General features: G+C 53.3%; 15 protein-coding genes. 8 read left to right on the plus strand and 7 right to left on the minus strand.

What is annotated here, in order from left to right; genetic code table 11:
• Window positions 1-86 precede the first annotated feature (86 nt).
• From panB to panD, 3 genes are all read left to right on the plus strand, one after another.
• The gene (panB, locus tag K2184_RS17560; RefSeq protein WP_004108012.1) at window positions 87-878 is read left to right on the plus strand and encodes a 3-methyl-2-oxobutanoate hydroxymethyltransferase; all 792 of its coding nucleotides are present in this window, start codon (window positions 87-89) and stop codon (window positions 876-878) included.
• 11 nt (window positions 879-889) lie between these two features.
• A complete protein-coding gene (gene panC, locus K2184_RS17565; protein ID WP_016809933.1) occupies window positions 890-1,744 on the plus strand; it encodes a pantoate--beta-alanine ligase in 855 nt (284 codons plus the stop codon).
• A 93-nt stretch (window positions 1,745-1,837) separates the two neighbouring features.
• Window positions 1,838-2,218 (plus strand): aspartate 1-decarboxylase, encoded by a 381-nt coding sequence (panD, locus tag K2184_RS17570; RefSeq protein ID WP_004108014.1) that lies wholly within the window; start codon window positions 1,838-1,840, stop codon window positions 2,216-2,218.
• A gap of 1 nt (window position 2,219) precedes the next feature.
• On the opposite strand, the gene K2184_RS17575 is transcribed toward panD, so the two are convergent.
• From K2184_RS17575 to K2184_RS17590, 4 genes are all read right to left on the minus strand, one after another.
• Entirely contained in the window at window positions 2,220-3,473 is a 1,254-nt protein-coding gene (locus tag K2184_RS17575) for a polysaccharide deacetylase family protein (RefSeq protein ID WP_032742539.1), read from the minus strand.
• 57 nt (window positions 3,474-3,530) lie between these two features.
• A complete protein-coding gene (locus K2184_RS17580) occupies window positions 3,531-3,971 on the minus strand; it encodes a PTS sugar transporter subunit IIA (protein WP_108704196.1) in 441 nt (146 codons plus the stop codon).
• A gap of 120 nt (window positions 3,972-4,091) precedes the next feature.
• Window positions 4,092-4,862, minus strand: coding sequence for an ABC transporter permease (locus K2184_RS17585; protein ID WP_004108033.1), 771 nt, complete (start codon window positions 4,860-4,862; stop codon window positions 4,092-4,094).
• The gene (locus tag K2184_RS17590) at window positions 4,859-5,785 is read right to left on the minus strand and encodes an ABC transporter ATP-binding protein (RefSeq protein ID WP_004108035.1); all 927 of its coding nucleotides are present in this window, start codon (window positions 5,783-5,785) and stop codon (window positions 4,859-4,861) included. Before K2184_RS17590 ends, K2184_RS17585 begins: the two co-directional genes overlap by 4 nt.
• A 107-nt stretch (window positions 5,786-5,892) precedes the next feature.
• On the opposite strand from K2184_RS17590, the gene can reads away from it, so the two are divergent.
• Window positions 5,893-6,555 carry a carbonate dehydratase gene (gene can / locus K2184_RS17595; RefSeq protein ID WP_004108036.1) on the plus strand — a complete coding sequence of 221 codons (663 nt, stop codon included), beginning with the start codon at window positions 5,893-5,895 and terminating at the stop codon, window positions 6,553-6,555.
• A gap of 53 nt (window positions 6,556-6,608) precedes the next feature.
• Here can and hpt read toward each other — a convergent pair whose 3' ends face one another.
• Entirely contained in the window at window positions 6,609-7,145 is a 537-nt protein-coding gene (gene hpt, locus K2184_RS17600) for a hypoxanthine phosphoribosyltransferase (RefSeq protein WP_023322073.1), read from the minus strand.
• Between the two features lie 203 nt (window positions 7,146-7,348).
• Between hpt and K2184_RS17605 the strand changes: the two genes are divergently transcribed.
• Window positions 7,349-9,739, plus strand: a complete 2,391-nt coding sequence (locus tag K2184_RS17605; protein WP_004108050.1) for a glucose/quinate/shikimate family membrane-bound PQQ-dependent dehydrogenase — start codon at window positions 7,349-7,351, stop codon at window positions 9,737-9,739.
• A gap of 92 nt (window positions 9,740-9,831) precedes the next feature.
• Here the strand turns inward: K2184_RS17605 and K2184_RS17610 are convergent, their stop codons facing one another.
• Window positions 9,832-10,356, minus strand: a complete 525-nt coding sequence (locus K2184_RS17610; protein ID WP_108704197.1) for a hypothetical protein — start codon at window positions 10,354-10,356, stop codon at window positions 9,832-9,834.
• A gap of 125 nt (window positions 10,357-10,481) precedes the next feature.
• Window positions 10,482-12,086, minus strand: a complete 1,605-nt coding sequence (cueO, locus tag K2184_RS17615; protein WP_154022194.1) for a multicopper oxidase CueO — start codon at window positions 12,084-12,086, stop codon at window positions 10,482-10,484.
• Between the two features lie 146 nt (window positions 12,087-12,232).
• Between cueO and K2184_RS17620 the strand changes: the two genes are divergently transcribed.
• The 3 genes from K2184_RS17620 to K2184_RS17630 all read left to right on the plus strand — a co-directional run bounded on the left by K2184_RS17620 (window position 12,233) and on the right by K2184_RS17630 (window position 14,948).
• Complete coding sequence (locus K2184_RS17620) at window positions 12,233-12,580, plus strand: YacC family pilotin-like protein (protein WP_004872121.1); 348 nt, start codon at window positions 12,233-12,235, stop codon at window positions 12,578-12,580.
• Window positions 12,581-12,837: 257 nt separating this feature from the next.
• Window positions 12,838-13,257: a permease gene (locus K2184_RS17625; protein WP_224227579.1), complete on the plus strand. Its 420-nt coding sequence runs from the start codon at window positions 12,838-12,840 to the stop codon at window positions 13,255-13,257.
• Window positions 13,254-14,948: an FKBP-type peptidyl-prolyl cis-trans isomerase N-terminal domain-containing protein gene (locus K2184_RS17630; RefSeq protein WP_163524547.1), complete on the plus strand. Its 1,695-nt coding sequence runs from the start codon at window positions 13,254-13,256 to the stop codon at window positions 14,946-14,948. Before K2184_RS17625 ends, K2184_RS17630 begins: the two co-directional genes overlap by 4 nt.
• Window positions 14,949-14,984 lie beyond the last annotated feature (36 nt).

Raw genomic sequence — 14,984 nt, forward strand, 5'->3', positions numbered from 1 at the left:
TGGTAATCGGTTGCCTAAAACCATTGCCCCCCTGAATGCGGCTGCTAGAATGCCGGTTAAAATGACTTTCATCATCAGGAAACGTTATGAAACCGACCACTATCGCCCTGCTGCAGAAATGCAAACAGGAGAAGAAACGCTTCGCCACTATCACCGCCTATGACTACAGCTTTGCAAAGCTGTTTGCCGATGAGGGTATCAACGTGATGCTGGTCGGCGATTCGCTGGGCATGACGGTGCAGGGCCACGACTCCACCCTGCCGGTGACCGTAGAAGATATCGCCTACCATACCCGCGCGGTGCGCCGGGGCGCGCCAAACTGCCTGCTGCTCGCCGATCTGCCGTTTATGGCTTACGCCACGCCGGAACAAACCTTCGAGAACGCCGCCATCGTGATGCGCGCGGGGGCCAATATGGTCAAAATCGAGGGCGGCGCATGGCTGGCGGATACGGTGAAAATGCTCGCCGAGCGCGCGGTACCCGTATGCGGACACCTCGGGCTGACTCCCCAGTCGGTGAACGTCTTCGGCGGTTATAAAATTCAGGGGCGCGGCGATGCCGGGCAAGTTCTGCTGGATGATGCGCTGGCGTTAGAAGCGGCGGGCGCACAGCTGCTGGTCCTGGAGTGCGTGCCGGTCGAGCTGGCGAAACGCGTCACCGAGGCGCTCACCATCCCGGTAATCGGCATCGGCGCGGGCAACGTCACCGATGGACAGATCCTCGTGATGCATGATGCCTTTGGTATCACCGGTGGTCACATTCCCAAATTTGCCAAAAATTTCCTGAGCACAGCGGGCGACATGCGCGCCGCGGTACGGCAATATGTTGCCGAAGTGGAGTCCGGTGAATATCCGGGCGAAGAACACAGTTTCCATTAAGGAGTATTGTTGTGCTGATTATTGAAACCCTGCCGCTGCTGCGCCAGCATATTCGCCGTTTACGTCAGGAAGGCAAGCGCATTGCGCTGGTTCCCACCATGGGCAACCTGCACGATGGTCATATGAAGCTGGTCGATGCGGCAAAAGCCAGCGCGGATGTGGTGGTAGCCAGTATTTTCGTCAATCCGATGCAGTTTGACCGCCCGGACGATCTGGCGCGCTATCCGCGAACCCTGCAGGACGATTGCGAGAAGCTGAACAAACGCAAAGTCGATTTAGTTTTTGCCCCTGCAGCGGCGGAAATTTATCCGCACGGCATCGAAAATCAGACTTACGTCGATGTTCCAGGACTGTCGACGATGCTCGAAGGCGCCAGCCGTCCTGGTCACTTCCGCGGCGTTTCGACCATCGTCAGCAAGCTGTTTAACCTGGTACAGCCGGATGTCGCCTGCTTCGGCGAAAAAGATTTCCAGCAGCTGGCGCTCATCCGCAAGATGGTGGCCGATATGGGCTATGACATCGAGATTATCGGCGTGCCGATTATGCGCGCTAAAGATGGGCTGGCGCTGAGCTCGCGCAACGGTTATCTCAGCGCTGAGCAGCGCAAAATTGCGCCGGGACTGCATAAGGTGATGAATAGCGTGGCGGAGAAACTGGCGGCCGGCGAACGTAATCTTGACGAGGTTATCGCGATTGCCGCTCAGGAGCTGAACGAAAAAGGCTTCCGCGCCGATGATATTCAGATCCGCGATGCCGATACGCTGCTCGACCTGACGGAAACCAGTAAGCGAGCGGTGATCCTGATGGCGGCCTGGCTCGGCGAAGCGCGTTTGATCGACAATCAGATCGTCGCACTCGCTGGCTAGACACGGGTTAAAAATCAGGCAATACTGCCAGGAATTTCCTCAAGGCGGACGTCATGTCCGCTTTGTTATCGTTAAGCTTTAAAGGTAGACGTTATGATTCGTAATATGCTGCAGGGCAAACTCCACCGCGTTAAAGTCACGCAGGCCGACCTGCACTATGAAGGCTCCTGCGCTATTGATCAGGATTTCCTCGATGCGTCCGGCATCCTTGAAAACGAGGCTATTCATATCTGGAACGTGACCAACGGTAATCGTTTCACCACCTACGCCATCGCCGCAGAGCGCGGGTCGCGAATTATCTCCGTTAACGGCGCGGCGGCACACTGCGCCAACGTCGGCGATATTTTGATTATCGCCAGTTTCGTCACCATGCCTGACGAAGAAGCCCGCACCTGGCAGCCGAAAGTCGCCTATTTCGAGGGCGAAAACGAAATGAAGCGCCAGGCAAAAGCCATTCCGGTACAGGTTGCCTGATCTACCCCTGCGGCTGATTGCTTATCAGCCGCGACATCGTCTCCAGCGAATCCGTTCTGAGAATATATAGCCTTTTTAATAAGAACGGATTGTCGCCCGGCTTTACCTTACCTCTCACGGTAGTCACCGCCAGATGAAAACCGGCGTCGTTCGCCGCCTGAACCGCCTTAGCGTTATAGCCGCCAAACGGATAAGAAAGATAGAGCACATGGGGATTAAACTGCGCCAGCGCCCGCCGCGAATGTTCAAAATCAAACAGAATATTGTGATAGCTGCGGCTGAGCAGAATCGGATGACGCCGGGCATCAACCCGATGCAGGAAATGGGTATGCGACTGCACGTCGAAGACATCATGAATCTGTTTTAACTCGGAAATGCTCATAAACTGCAGCGAGTTCGGCGCCCATTTCTGCGGATGGCGCTTGATGCGCGATGAAATAATAAAAGCCGTAGCGTGAAAGCCATATTGCTTAAGAATCGGGTACGCATAGCGGTTGACCGATTTCAGACCATCGTCAAAAGTGATCACCACCGAACGCGCCGGAAGATTCACTTTATTACGCAGATAACCTTCCAGTTGATACATGCTCAGCGTGGCATAGCCCTGGTCGCGTAGCCAGGTCATCTGGTTGCTGAAGGCGCGAACGGAAGTCGTGGTCGAGGTATGACGAAACCGGGTGTTTTCTTCGTCACGCAGAATATGGTGATAAGTGAGTATGGGGATGCCGTTATCTTCCTGCGCATCCAGACTGCTCACCCACGCCAGGCGGTTACCAATGCGTATCTGAAACCAGGTTTGATTCAACCGATCCCGGAGCTTGCTGATAATCGGATAGCGCAAATTATTCGCCAGGGTGCCGAACGGCGCGCTGCCAGCGGAGGGGCCATCATAGACGGGCGTATCTTTCCAGGTAATGAGATTCTGGTTGCTCAGAGGCTTATGCAGGTCGCCGAGGCTATCCTCAACCCGCTGCTTGCCCTGCACTGGGCCAAGGTGGCCTTTATCGATAAAGCCGGTCGCAAAGCCAAAATTAAACTCGTAGTAATCGGCTGCGGTCGGCACTACCGCCAGTATTTGCCCTGCCCGTACGTTGCCGACGCTCACTACCTGGTTGCCAACCTGCGCCCAGATATCCGCATCTTCGGTCGTTTGCATATAGCGCGCGGGGGTGCCCTGCTGGCTTAACAGGCTGGCGGAAGCGCTGCACGCCGTAAGCAGAAGGAGTAAAACAAACATTCGGGCAAGCATGCGCATCGAACCGGTAGATAAAAACTGCCGTCATTGTAACAAAAGCGCGATCAATACCAATGCTTAATTCCCGTACGGCTCATGCAGCAGCCGGAAGGGTGGATTCTTTTGCTGCTGATGCCAGAGACTGCTCACCGCCGGGCCTCCGGCGCTGACAATGGCGTGTCGGAAGGCTTCGCTGCTCAGGCTCTGTCGCAGCAAATACATACTTTCCAGTAATGAATAGTCGATCCCGGAAATCACTTCACAGTGGGTGTGCTTATGGCTCATCAGCGCCGCCACGCGATAAGGCGCCGCGCCGGATTTATCGGTCAGGAAAATAACGCCTTCGCCGCCGTCCGTCTCATGTAGCGCATCGCACATCATACGGCTCAGCATGTTGCTGCTGAGATTGCGCCAGTAGTTGACCGCCCGGCACTGCGTCAACGGCCCAAACTTTTTCTCCAGACGATCCAGCATCTCCTGCGCCAGTTCATCATGACAGGTAATCACCCAACCTAACATCGCCTACCTCCTTAGCAGGCAAACAATTTAGCAAGGCAAATGATGAATATCGGTGATGGCAATCAAATTGTTGGCTGGCGCTTTGCCTCAGTGAGCAGCAAAGCGCCATCGGTCGTTAAATTAGCTGCGCAGCCCGCGTCCGCGCTGGATCAGATACCAGCACAAGAGATAAAACGCGACGATAAACACGACCAGCACGCCGAAGGTCGTCGCCAGAGGAACATCGTTAATTCCGAGGAAGCCGTAGCGGAAGCCGCTGATCATATAGACGATCGGATTGAGATGCGACAGCCCTTGCCAGAAGGGCGGCAGCAGGGTCAGGGAATAAAAAACCCCGCCGAGGTAGGTCAAGGGCGTCAGCACGAAGGTCGGAATAAGGCTGATGTCGTCAAAGGTTTTAGCAAACACCGCGTTCAGCAGGCCGGCCAGCGAGAATAGCACGGCGGTCAGTATCAGGGTCAGAGCGACAAATACCCACGAGTGGACCTGGAACGGAACGAAAAACAGCGAAATCGCCGTCACCAGAATCCCGACGCACAGACCGCGGGCAACCCCGCCGCCCACATAGCCGGCGATCACCACGTGCGTGGGGACCGGTGCGACCAGCAGTTCTTCAATATTGCGCTGGAATTTGGCGCTGAAGAAAGAGGACGCCACGTTGGCATAGGCGTTGGTGATCACCGCCATCATGATCAGACCCGGCACGATAAACTGCATATAGGTAAAACCGTGCATCTCACCGATGCGCGAACCGATCAGATTGCCAAAAATGACAAAGTAGAGGGTCATGGTTATCACCGGCGGCACCAGTGTCTGGACCCAGATACGCATAAACCGATGGATCTCTTTGGTCCAGATGCTTTTCAGCGCGACCCAATAAAGCTGCATCATGCTGATTCTCCTTTCCGGTCATGCACCAGCGTGACAAACAGCTCTTCAAGCCGGTTTGCTTTGTTACGCATACTTAATACCTGTATTCCCTGCGCGCTCAGCTGAGTGAACACGCTGTTAATCCCCTGCTCGCGCAGCACTTCTACCTCCAGAGTCGACGTATCGACCAGACGATACTGATAGCCTTCCAGCACCGGCAGCGGGCTTTTGGGAGCCAGGTCGAGAATAAAAGTTTCTGATTTCAGCTTGGCCAGCAGCGCTTTCATCGATGTGTTTTCCACCAGCTCGCCGCGCTGAATAATGCCGATATTGCGGCACAGCATTTCGGCCTCTTCCAGATAGTGGGTAGTCAGGATAATCGTCGTGCCTTTATCGTTGAGATCTTTCAAAAATCCCCACATCGAGCGACGAAGCTCAATATCCACTCCCGCCGTGGGCTCATCGAGGATCAGCAGCTTCGGTTCATGCATCAACGCGCGGGCGATCATCAGGCGGCGCTTCATGCCGCCGGAGAGCATCCGCGCGCGCTCGTTGCGCTTTTCCCATAGGTCGAGCTGTTTGAGGTACTTTTCACTGCGGACAATCGCTTCTTTGCGCTCAACGCCATAGTAGCCCGCCTGGTTGACCACAATCTGCTGCACGGTTTCAAATGGGTTGAAGTTGAACTCCTGCGGCACCAGACCGAGCTGGCGTTTGGCGTTCACCACATCCTTTTGCAGATCGTAGCCAAAAACATTCACCTCGCCGGAGGTTTTATTTACCAGCGAACTGATGATGCCGATAGTGGTCGATTTCCCCGCGCCGTTAGGCCCCAGGAGCGCGTAAAAATCGCCCGCTTCGACCTGCAGATCGATTCCGCGCAGCGCCTGAACTCCACCGGGGTAGGTTTTCTTGAGCTGTTTTAGTTCCAGAGCAATGGTCATTAAAGGTCTCTTCTCGTGTCGCGACACGCGATGGGTTGTTTTAAAAAATGTGAGGTTACCCTATATTAGCGCAACGCACTTACTTGGTTACAGGCCCGTAAACATCCATGAACGATATAGATACACTCATCAGCAACAATGCACTATGGTCAAAAATGCTGGTGGAGGAAGACCCCGGTTTCTTTGAGAAGCTGGCACAAGCGCAAAAACCGCGCTTTCTGTGGATTGGATGTTCCGATAGCCGCGTCCCCGCCGAACGTTTGACCGGCCTGGAACCCGGCGAGCTGTTTGTACACCGTAACGTTGCAAACCTGGTGATTCATACCGACCTGAACTGTCTTTCCGTGGTGCAGTACGCGGTTGATGTACTGGAAGTCGAGCACATCATCATCTGCGGCCACTACGGCTGCGGCGGCGTGCAGGCGGCAATTGAAAATACCGAGCTTGGCCTGATCGACAACTGGCTGCTGCATATCCGCGATATCTGGTTTAAGCACAGCTCATTACTGGGTGAGATGCCCGAAGAGCGTCGCCTTGATACGCTGTGTGAATTGAATGTGATGGAGCAGGTTTACAACCTGGGTCACTCAACGATTATGCAGTCGGCGTGGAAGCGCGGACAGAAAGTGACCATCCACGGCTGGGCTTACGGCATTCACGACGGCATGTTACGCGACCTTGACGTGACCGCCGTCAGCCGCGAAACGCTGGAACAGCGCTATCGCCAGGGTATTTCCAACCTTAAAAGCAAGCACGTCAATCACAAGTAATTCACGCGCTCCTCTTAATTATTATCCCGGGCCGCCGGGATAGATAATCCGCTTTATTCGTCGAGCAGGGTCACTTTGCCGATATAGGGCAGGTGACGGTAGCGCTGAGCATAGTCAATGCCGTAGCCCACGACGAATTCATCCGGGATCGCAAAACCGACGAACTCTACCGGCACGTTAACTTCACGACGGCTTGGCTTATCGAGCAGGGTACAAATTGCCAGGGATTTAGGTTCACGTAGGCTAAGAATTTCACGCACTTTTGACAGTGTGTTGCCGGAGTCAATGATGTCTTCCACGATCAGCACATCTTTACCGCGGATGTCTTCATCCAGATCTTTGAGGATTTTGACGTCGCGGGTGGTGGACATGCCGCTGCCGTAGCTGGATGCGGTCATGAAATCGACTTCATGGGGTACCTGAACTTCACGGCACAGGTCGGCCATAAACATAAATGAACCGCGCAATAGCCCCACCAGCACCATTTCGCTGCCGCTATCCTGGTAATGTTCATTAATTTGACGACCGAGCTCAGCAATACGGGCTTTGATCTCAGTTTCCGGGATCATCACTTCTACAGTATGTTTCATAAAACTAACCATTTGATTCTTAATGTAAATCATCAATGCCGCTGCGATTGCACCGACGTTGACCGGCAAGCCACGCAGTATACCAGCAAAAAGAAATATGCGATGCAGTGATTAATAAAGCCCATTTTGTGATTCCGATCACACTTGTTAAATCCTATAATTAATTGCAGGTAAAAAATTAACAATCAAACGAGTGTCTTTCTATGGCAGAAACAAAATCTCAACAATCACGGCTACTCGTGACGCTGACGGCTCTTTTTGCAGCGTTCTGTGGCCTCTATCTTTTAGCGGGCGGAGCCTGGCTGGTCGCCCTCGGCGGCTCCTGGTACTACCCTATCGCAGGTCTGGTGATGCTGGGCGTCACCGTCCTCCTGTTCCGCGGTAAGCGCTCTGCGCTTTGGCTTTACGCCGCGCTGCTGCTTGCCACGATGATTTGGGGCGTCTGGGAGGTTGGTTTTGACTTCTGGGCGCTGACCCCACGCAGCGACATTCTGGTCTTCTTCGGCATCTGGCTGATTCTTCCTTTTGTCTGGCGTCGCCTGCCGATTCCCTCCGCTGGCGCCGTTGCCGGGCTGGTCGTCGCCCTGCTGATTAGCGGCGGCATCCTCACCTGGGCCGGCTTCAACGACCCGCAGGAAGTCAACGGTACGCTGAGAGCGGATGCAACGCCAGCAGCGCCTATTTCCGACGTTGCCGATGGCGACTGGTCGGCGTATGGCCGTAATCAGGAAGGACAGCGTTACTCGCCGCTGAAGCAGATCAACGCCGATAACGTGAAGAATCTGAAAGAAGCCTGGGTCTTCCGTACGGGCGATCTCAAGCAGCCTAACGATCCGGGCGAAATTACCAACGAAGTTACGCCGATTAAAGTGGGCGACACGCTCTATCTGTGTACTGCCCACCAGCGCCTGTTCGCGCTTGATGCGGCCACCGGTAAAGAAAAATGGCATTTCGATCCGCAGCTCAACGCAGATCCCTCTTTCCAGCACGTGACCTGCCGCGGCGTTTCATATCATGAAGCCAGAGCGGACAATGCGCCGGCAGATGTGGTTGCCGACTGCCCGCGCCGTATCATTCTACCGGTCAACGATGGCCGCCTGTTCGCCATCAATGCCGAAACCGGTAAGCTGTGTGAATCCTTTGCTAATAAAGGCATTCTCAATCTGCAAACCAACATGCCTGTCACTACGCCGGGTATGTACGAACCAACTTCACCGCCGATTATTACTGATAAAACGATCGTTATCGCCGGCGCCGTGACCGATAACTTCTCGACCCGCGAGCCGTCTGGCGTTATCCGCGGCTTTGATGTGAATACCGGTAAGCTGCTGTGGGCCTTTGATCCGGGTGCGAAAGATCCCAACGCGATTCCGAGTGATGAACATCATTTCACACTGAATTCACCTAACTCCTGGGCGCCAGCAGCCTATGACGCGAAGCTGGATTTGGTCTACCTGCCTATGGGCGTGACCACCCCGGATATCTGGGGCGGCAACCGTACGCCAGAACAGGAACGCTATGCCAGCTCCATCGTGGCGCTAAACGCCACCACCGGTAAACTGGCATGGAGCTACCAGACCGTGCACCACGATCTGTGGGATATGGATATGCCGTCGCAGCCGACGCTGGCGGACATCGACGTCAACGGTAAAACCGTACCGGTAATTTACGCTCCGGCAAAAACCGGTAATATTTTTGTCCTCGATCGCCGTAACGGTGAGCTGGTTGTCCCGGCACCGGAAAAACCGGTTCCGCAAGGGGCGGCGAAAGGTGACTACGTCTCAAAAACTCAGCCGTTCTCCGATCTGAGCTTCCGCCCGAAAAAAGACCTGAGCGGCGCGGATATGTGGGGCGCCACCATGTTTGACCAGCTGGTGTGCCGGGTTATCTTCCATCAGCTGCGCTATGAAGGCATCTTCACCCCGCCGTCAGAACAAGGAACTCTGGTGTTCCCGGGTAACCTGGGGATGTTCGAATGGGGCGGTATCTCCGTCGATCCGAACCGCCAGGTGGCGATTGCTAACCCAATGGCGCTGCCGTTTGTGTCAAAACTGATCCCGCGCGGCCCCGGCAACCCGATGGAGCAGCCGAAAGACGCCAAAGGTTCCGGTACTGAAGCTGGTATTCAGCCACAGTACGGCGTTCCCTACGGCGTTACGCTAAACCCGTTCCTGTCACCGTTTGGTCTGCCTTGCAAACAGCCGGCCTGGGGCTATATCTCCGCGCTGGATTTAAAAACCAACGAAGTGGTGTGGAAAAAACGTATCGGTACCCCGCAGGATAGCCTGCCGTTCCCGATGCCGATTAAACTTCCGTTCACCATGGGTATGCCGATGCTGGGCGGCCCTATTTCTACGGCAGGCAATGTGCTGTTTATCGGCGCGACCGCAGATAACTACCTGCGCGCGTACAATATGAGCAACGGTGAAAAATTATGGCAGGCCCGTCTGCCGGCGGGCGGCCAGGCGACGCCGATGACCTATGAAGTGAATGGCAAGCAGTACGTTGTCATCTCTGCGGGCGGTCACGGTTCGTTTGGCACGAAGATGGGCGACTATATCGTCGCTTACGCTCTGCCGGACGACGCGAAGTAATTCCGCTTTGCCTTCTGAGCCCCTTCCCTTGTCTTAGAGACAGGAAATAAAAAAACGCCCTTTACGGGCGTTTTTTTCAGTCGAGACCAGAGTTACTTCGCGAACTGCAGGGAAAGCAAAGAGGCTTTTGCCGCTTCCTGATACTGTTCAACTAAATCTTTGGTCATATTAAACGTCATCTGCACCGCCTTATTATTCTGCGATGTGATTAACATCATATTGAGAATTTCAGTATCCGCAGCCTGCGAATAGAAGGTGAGTAACCACCCCTTATGACCATCAACGGTAACGGCCTCGGCCTGCGGTTTTAAACTCTCCAGCATCTTAAGCATCATCTCTTTAAATGCATCGAGCTTCTCCGCTGGTAACGGATTGCGCCCTGCGGTAACCCCCAGCGATGCTTTGCCTTTCTCATCGCCATAAATGACCTGTGGACGGTTTTCGGAAGGGTATTTGAGCTTTGCCATCTCTTCAGACATTGGCGTCAGCCCCTCGGGGATTTCAACACTAAGCTTTAAATCGGGTATGTCCTTGCGTTCCATCGTCATCCCGGCATGTGCGGAAAGCGTAACAAATAGCGCCAGCGATGCGGCAATCACTTTGCGGTAAATATCCATTTCAACCTCGTTGATTATTAAGCAATCGCGACAGTATATGCGTGATTTTATTAATCAACACCCTCGGTAAGGACTTTAAGAAAAGTGCCCGCCCGCCGCGCAGGGCGAACGAGCAGGAAACGTCCTCAGGCAGTCGTAAAGGCCAACATCATTCCCGTATCTTCATGTTCCAGCAGATGGCAGTGCGCCATATAGGCAAACTCCTTCGGGGCATCATGGTCAAATTTCACCAGTACTTCACTCACTGCGCCTTCCACCCGAACGGTGTCTTTCCAGCCGCTGCGATGCGCTGCAGGCGCCTTGCCGTTTTCAGATAAAATACGGAACTGGGTACCGTGGATATGAAACGGATGCAGCATCATGTCGCCCTTACCGGAAATGACCCACCGCTCATACTGCCCTTTCGCCGCCGCAAACATGGGGACATTCATATCAAATGCTTTCCCGTTGATGCGGTTAGCGTTATGGAAATCAAAATCCTTATTACCGTGCTTCATCTGCATCATGCCGCCATGATTCATATGTTCCATGTCGCCGTGGTTCATAGTGTTCATATTCCCCATCTCGCCATGGTTCATCATCGCGCCGTGGTCCATTCCGGACATCGCCTGGTCGCCGTATTTTTGCATCAGCGCCTGCATGCCCATCATATCAAGCATCGGATCCATAGAGAGCTGCAGCGTACGCTGGGTTAGCCCTTGTAAGGAAGGTAGCGCTGGCATGGCGGCAAGGACATCCGGCAGCTTACCGGAAGCCGGAATCGTCAGCGGCTGAACGCGTAATACTGGCTGCGGTTTATCGAATGGCGTAATAGCCATACCCATCTGGCTCACCGGCAGCGTTATCAGATCAAAGGGTTTACCGTCCGTCGTATCCACCAGCACTTCAAACCGTTCCCCCATCAGCACCGGCAGCTCGTTAACTTTTACCGGCTCAGCAAGCAGACCACCATCGCTTGCCACGACGTACATGGGCCGCTTATCGCTGGTAGAGAAATTCAAAGAACGCGCGTTGCAGCCGTTAAGCAGACGCAAACGCAGCCAGCCGCGAGGTGCGGCATGCTCCGGATAAAGCGCGCCGTTGGTCAGCAGCGTATCGCCAAACCAGCCAACGGCGGCGCTCATAATATCGAGCTGGTAGTCAATCTGGCCTTCCGGGGTGAATTTCTTATCCTGCACGATCACCGGCACATCATCGATTCCCCACTGCTTTGGCAAGAGCAGCTTTTCACTTTCTGCATCAGAAATGAGCACCAGTCCGGCCAGCCCCATCGCCACCTGTCTGCCGGTTTTACCGTGTTGGTGAGGGTGGAACCAACAGGTCGCCGCCCGCTGCGTTGGCGTAAACGTCACGGTACGGGAACCTCCTGCGGGAATCACCCCCTGAGGGCCACCGTCAACGACGCCGGAAACCTCCAGACCGTGCCAGTGCACGGTAGTCTCCTCCGCCAGACGATTATGAATATCGATGGTTGCCGCCTCACCTTGCTTAAGCTGCAGGGCTGGCCCCAGCAGGCTACCGTTGTAGCCCCAGGTCGTCGCCAGGTGAGAGCCGAACTGCGTTTTTCCGGCCTGAATGGTTAAGGAGATGCGATTGCGCGCGTCAGCCATCAGCAGTTCCGGCACGGGCAAAGAGGGACGACCGGCAGCCAAAACCGCGCGGCTCCAGAGCGGCAATGCACTGGCTACGCTGACCGCAGCGGTTAATTTAAGAAATTCACGACGTTGCATTTTTCACATCCTTTTATTCTGCAGGTGAATAAATGAGCTTAAACCCTCCACCAACGGGAAGGTCAAGCGGAAGAGTAAGAATAAAGCTCAGCGTAGTGTAAAGAAGTATGCTAACTTTGTTTGTCAGTGATTCAATGGTAGAAAAAATGAAGACGCTTTTCAGAACAATAGTGCTTGGCAGCCTGCTTACTCTCTCCGCCAATAGCTATGCATTAAGCGAGTCCGAAGCGGAAGATATGGCTGATTTGACGGCGGTATTCGTCTTTCTGAAGAACGATTGCGGTTATCAAAATCTGCCTAACACGCAGATTCGTCGCGCTCTGGTGTTTTTTGCTCAGCAGAACCAGTGGGATTTAAGCAACTACGACAGCTTCAATATGAAAGCGCTGGGCGAGGATAGCTATCGGGATCTCAGCGGAATCAAAATTCCTACCACCAAAAAATGTAAAGCGCTGGCTCGCGACTCGCTTAGCCTGCTTGCCTACGTGAAATAATCACGCTTCTGATTTAACAAGTTTAATAGCCGTTTAAATACGGCTATTGTGTTATTGGTAATAGCGATTCACTTTACAGCGACGACTAATTCATATCTCAATTCAAAAACCTCACCGATAATTCATTAAGTGTTTAACTAATTAATAAAATTAATACTAATAAACCATTAAAAAAACAGCAGCCATATTATTGCAATCTCCTTTTTTGCACATTATTATCGCCCGATAACGACCCTTTTTATCAATGGAATGAAACCTTGAACATATCCTTATTTACCCGCGTAGCACCTCTGGCCGTCATTTTATTAGTAGGTTGTCAATCAACACAATCCCGACAATCCGCCAGATTAATGAAACCTTTACCTGACGCGACATTAAATCAACAGCAAACTGAACAGCAGAGAATTGCCGAGGAGCAAGCGCGCATTGAGACTTGCCGTAAAGCGCTGGAGTCACTGAAAGAGGTGAATCCAAAGCAGGCAGCTAAATTGGGGAATGAGTTCACCGCCCTGCTCAACGCCGCATCTCAATATAATTCTGTGCGCAGCAAAGTTGCAGAGCCAACTAAACAGGGTATCGACTCCATGTACCAGTTCAAATCAATCAAGCTATGCGCGGATATTGAAAAGGAACTGATCGATAGTCTGGTTAAACGCGGTGAAAATGTTCAGCCATGAACGGAAAAATAGCTATTAACTTCAATTCGATATCGCTGGCAGCAGCGCTTGTGCTGGCGCTGTCGCCATCACCCGACGCTCGCGCGGAAAAAGAGGCGCTGATACATGTTACGGCAAATTCGAATAGTGACGCGTCAGGGCCGGCATTCTTAAATTACGCTAAAGAGCAGCAGGCTCAGAAAGATCGCGCGCCTGCGAAGTCCGTTGAAGAAAAAAACGCTATTACGCAAACAACGAATAAAAAAAACGAACAGAAAGTCACTGAAGTTTCACGCCAGGCTGCAATAATTGCTCAAAAAGATAAAATCATTCGGCAACTTCGACAACAGCTTTCAGCAAAGCCAGCTACGGTTTATGCCGTACAGGACAATCAAAAAGATCTGACGGATAAAATTCGCCAGCTTGAGAAAGCATTAACGGTTGCCGTAGCAGAAAAACAACGCTTAATAGACAAAGAGCTCTCCGCCGCCGCTGAAATGAAACAGAAACTGGGGCAGCTCAATGCCACGGAAAATAAAATTCTGCTACAGGAAAAAAAGCTAGCTTCTGCGGAATCAGCGAAACAAAAGCTTGAATCACTGCTAACGGAAGCCGCCGCTGAAAAGCAAACGCTGTTAAAGAAGCTCGCGGCTGAGGAAAAACAACAGCAAGATATCGCCTCTAAGCTTGCTGCCGCTGCATCAGACAAGCAAGCGCTCGCTGCAAAGCTCGTCGCCGCAGAAACCGCACAGCGGGAACTCAAAACAAAACTGGATGCGGGAGAAACCGGCAGGCAAGCGCTGGCGGCGAAACTTGCTGCCGCAGTAGCGGAAAAGCAGAATTTGGCGGTAAAACTGGCGGCCACGGGGGTAGAAAACCGGGCGCTCACGGCAAAACTGGACTCCTTCACCATCAGCAGGCAGCAGCCAGCGCCTCAGGAAAATGCGGTCAGCCCGCAGGCAGATGAAAACAACGCCCTGCTGCAGGCCAGCGCTGATGAGATAAGCCAGCTAAAGGCCCGGCTTGCTGATGCCGAGACGAAATCAGGTAAAAACCCGGCGGCTATCGATCTTACCAGAGAGCCTCAGCAGCAGGCTTACTCTGTCGGCGTATCGATGGGCGAGGAGGCGCTAAAAGTGTTGTCCACCCGCAGTTCACAGGGCATAAAAATCAGTAAAGATACCGTTCTGCAGGGCATCCTGGATTCCTTTTCAGGGAAAATCGCCCTCGACGAGAAAGCGCGCAATAAGGCTCTGTTCGATGTGTCGAAAAAGGTCTTTCAGCATCTGCATAAGATAGAACAGCAGATGGTTAACGAAGGAAAAAAATACCAACAAAAGTTCGCGAAACAAAAAGGTGTGGTATTTAAAGATGGGGTATACAGCCGTATCGACTATGCCGGCGAAGGTAAGATCCTCGACAGCGATACCGTCACCGTAACCATCAAGGAGACGCTAATCGATGGAACCGTTATTAACGACATGGAAGCGGAAGGCAAAGTCTGGTCTCAGACCCTAAAATCCTATCCTCCTGTCTTCCTCGGGCCAATAAAGCGCCTGGGGAACCACGGTTCTATTACGGTGGTTATCCCTCCTGAACTCGCCTATGGTAGCGAAGGCCGGCCACCCAAAATCCCGCCCGGAGCGACCATGGTGTATTCAGTCAGAATCGTAGACGCCACGGCGGCACAACCCCAGGCGAAAAACCCCTGATCCTCACGCCTCCTGACAGGGGGCGTGTTTCCCTTT

Source organism: Klebsiella sp. K5-306 (assembly GCF_051835185.1).
Classification (GTDB): domain Bacteria; phylum Pseudomonadota; class Gammaproteobacteria; order Enterobacterales; family Enterobacteriaceae; genus Klebsiella; species Klebsiella oxytoca.

Excerpts from the sequence above, each read along its gene's own strand:
- panB (WP_004108012.1), top strand. The coding sequence starts at position 87 with ATGAAACCGACCACTATCGCCCTGCTGCAGAAATGCAAACAGGAGAAG.
- panD (WP_004108014.1), top strand. The coding sequence starts at position 1,838 with ATGATTCGTAATATGCTGCAGGGCAAACTCCACCGCGTTAAAGTCACG.
- K2184_RS17575 (WP_032742539.1), bottom strand. The coding sequence starts at position 3,473 with ATGCGCATGCTTGCCCGAATGTTTGTTTTACTCCTTCTGCTTACGGCG.
- K2184_RS17580 (WP_108704196.1), bottom strand. The coding sequence starts at position 3,971 with ATGTTAGGTTGGGTGATTACCTGTCATGATGAACTGGCGCAGGAGATG.
- K2184_RS17585 (WP_004108033.1), bottom strand. The coding sequence starts at position 4,862 with ATGATGCAGCTTTATTGGGTCGCGCTGAAAAGCATCTGGACCAAAGAG.
- K2184_RS17590 (WP_004108035.1), bottom strand. The coding sequence starts at position 5,785 with ATGACCATTGCTCTGGAACTAAAACAGCTCAAGAAAACCTACCCCGGT.
- can (WP_004108036.1), top strand. The coding sequence starts at position 5,893 with ATGAACGATATAGATACACTCATCAGCAACAATGCACTATGGTCAAAA.
- hpt (WP_023322073.1), bottom strand. The coding sequence starts at position 7,145 with ATGAAACATACTGTAGAAGTGATGATCCCGGAAACTGAGATCAAAGCC.
- K2184_RS17605 (WP_004108050.1), top strand. The coding sequence starts at position 7,349 with ATGGCAGAAACAAAATCTCAACAATCACGGCTACTCGTGACGCTGACG.
- K2184_RS17610 (WP_108704197.1), bottom strand. The coding sequence starts at position 10,356 with ATGGATATTTACCGCAAAGTGATTGCCGCATCGCTGGCGCTATTTGTT.
- cueO (WP_154022194.1), bottom strand. The coding sequence starts at position 12,086 with ATGCAACGTCGTGAATTTCTTAAATTAACCGCTGCGGTCAGCGTAGCC.
- K2184_RS17620 (WP_004872121.1), top strand. The coding sequence starts at position 12,233 with ATGAAGACGCTTTTCAGAACAATAGTGCTTGGCAGCCTGCTTACTCTC.
- K2184_RS17630 (WP_163524547.1), top strand. The coding sequence starts at position 13,254 with ATGAACGGAAAAATAGCTATTAACTTCAATTCGATATCGCTGGCAGCA.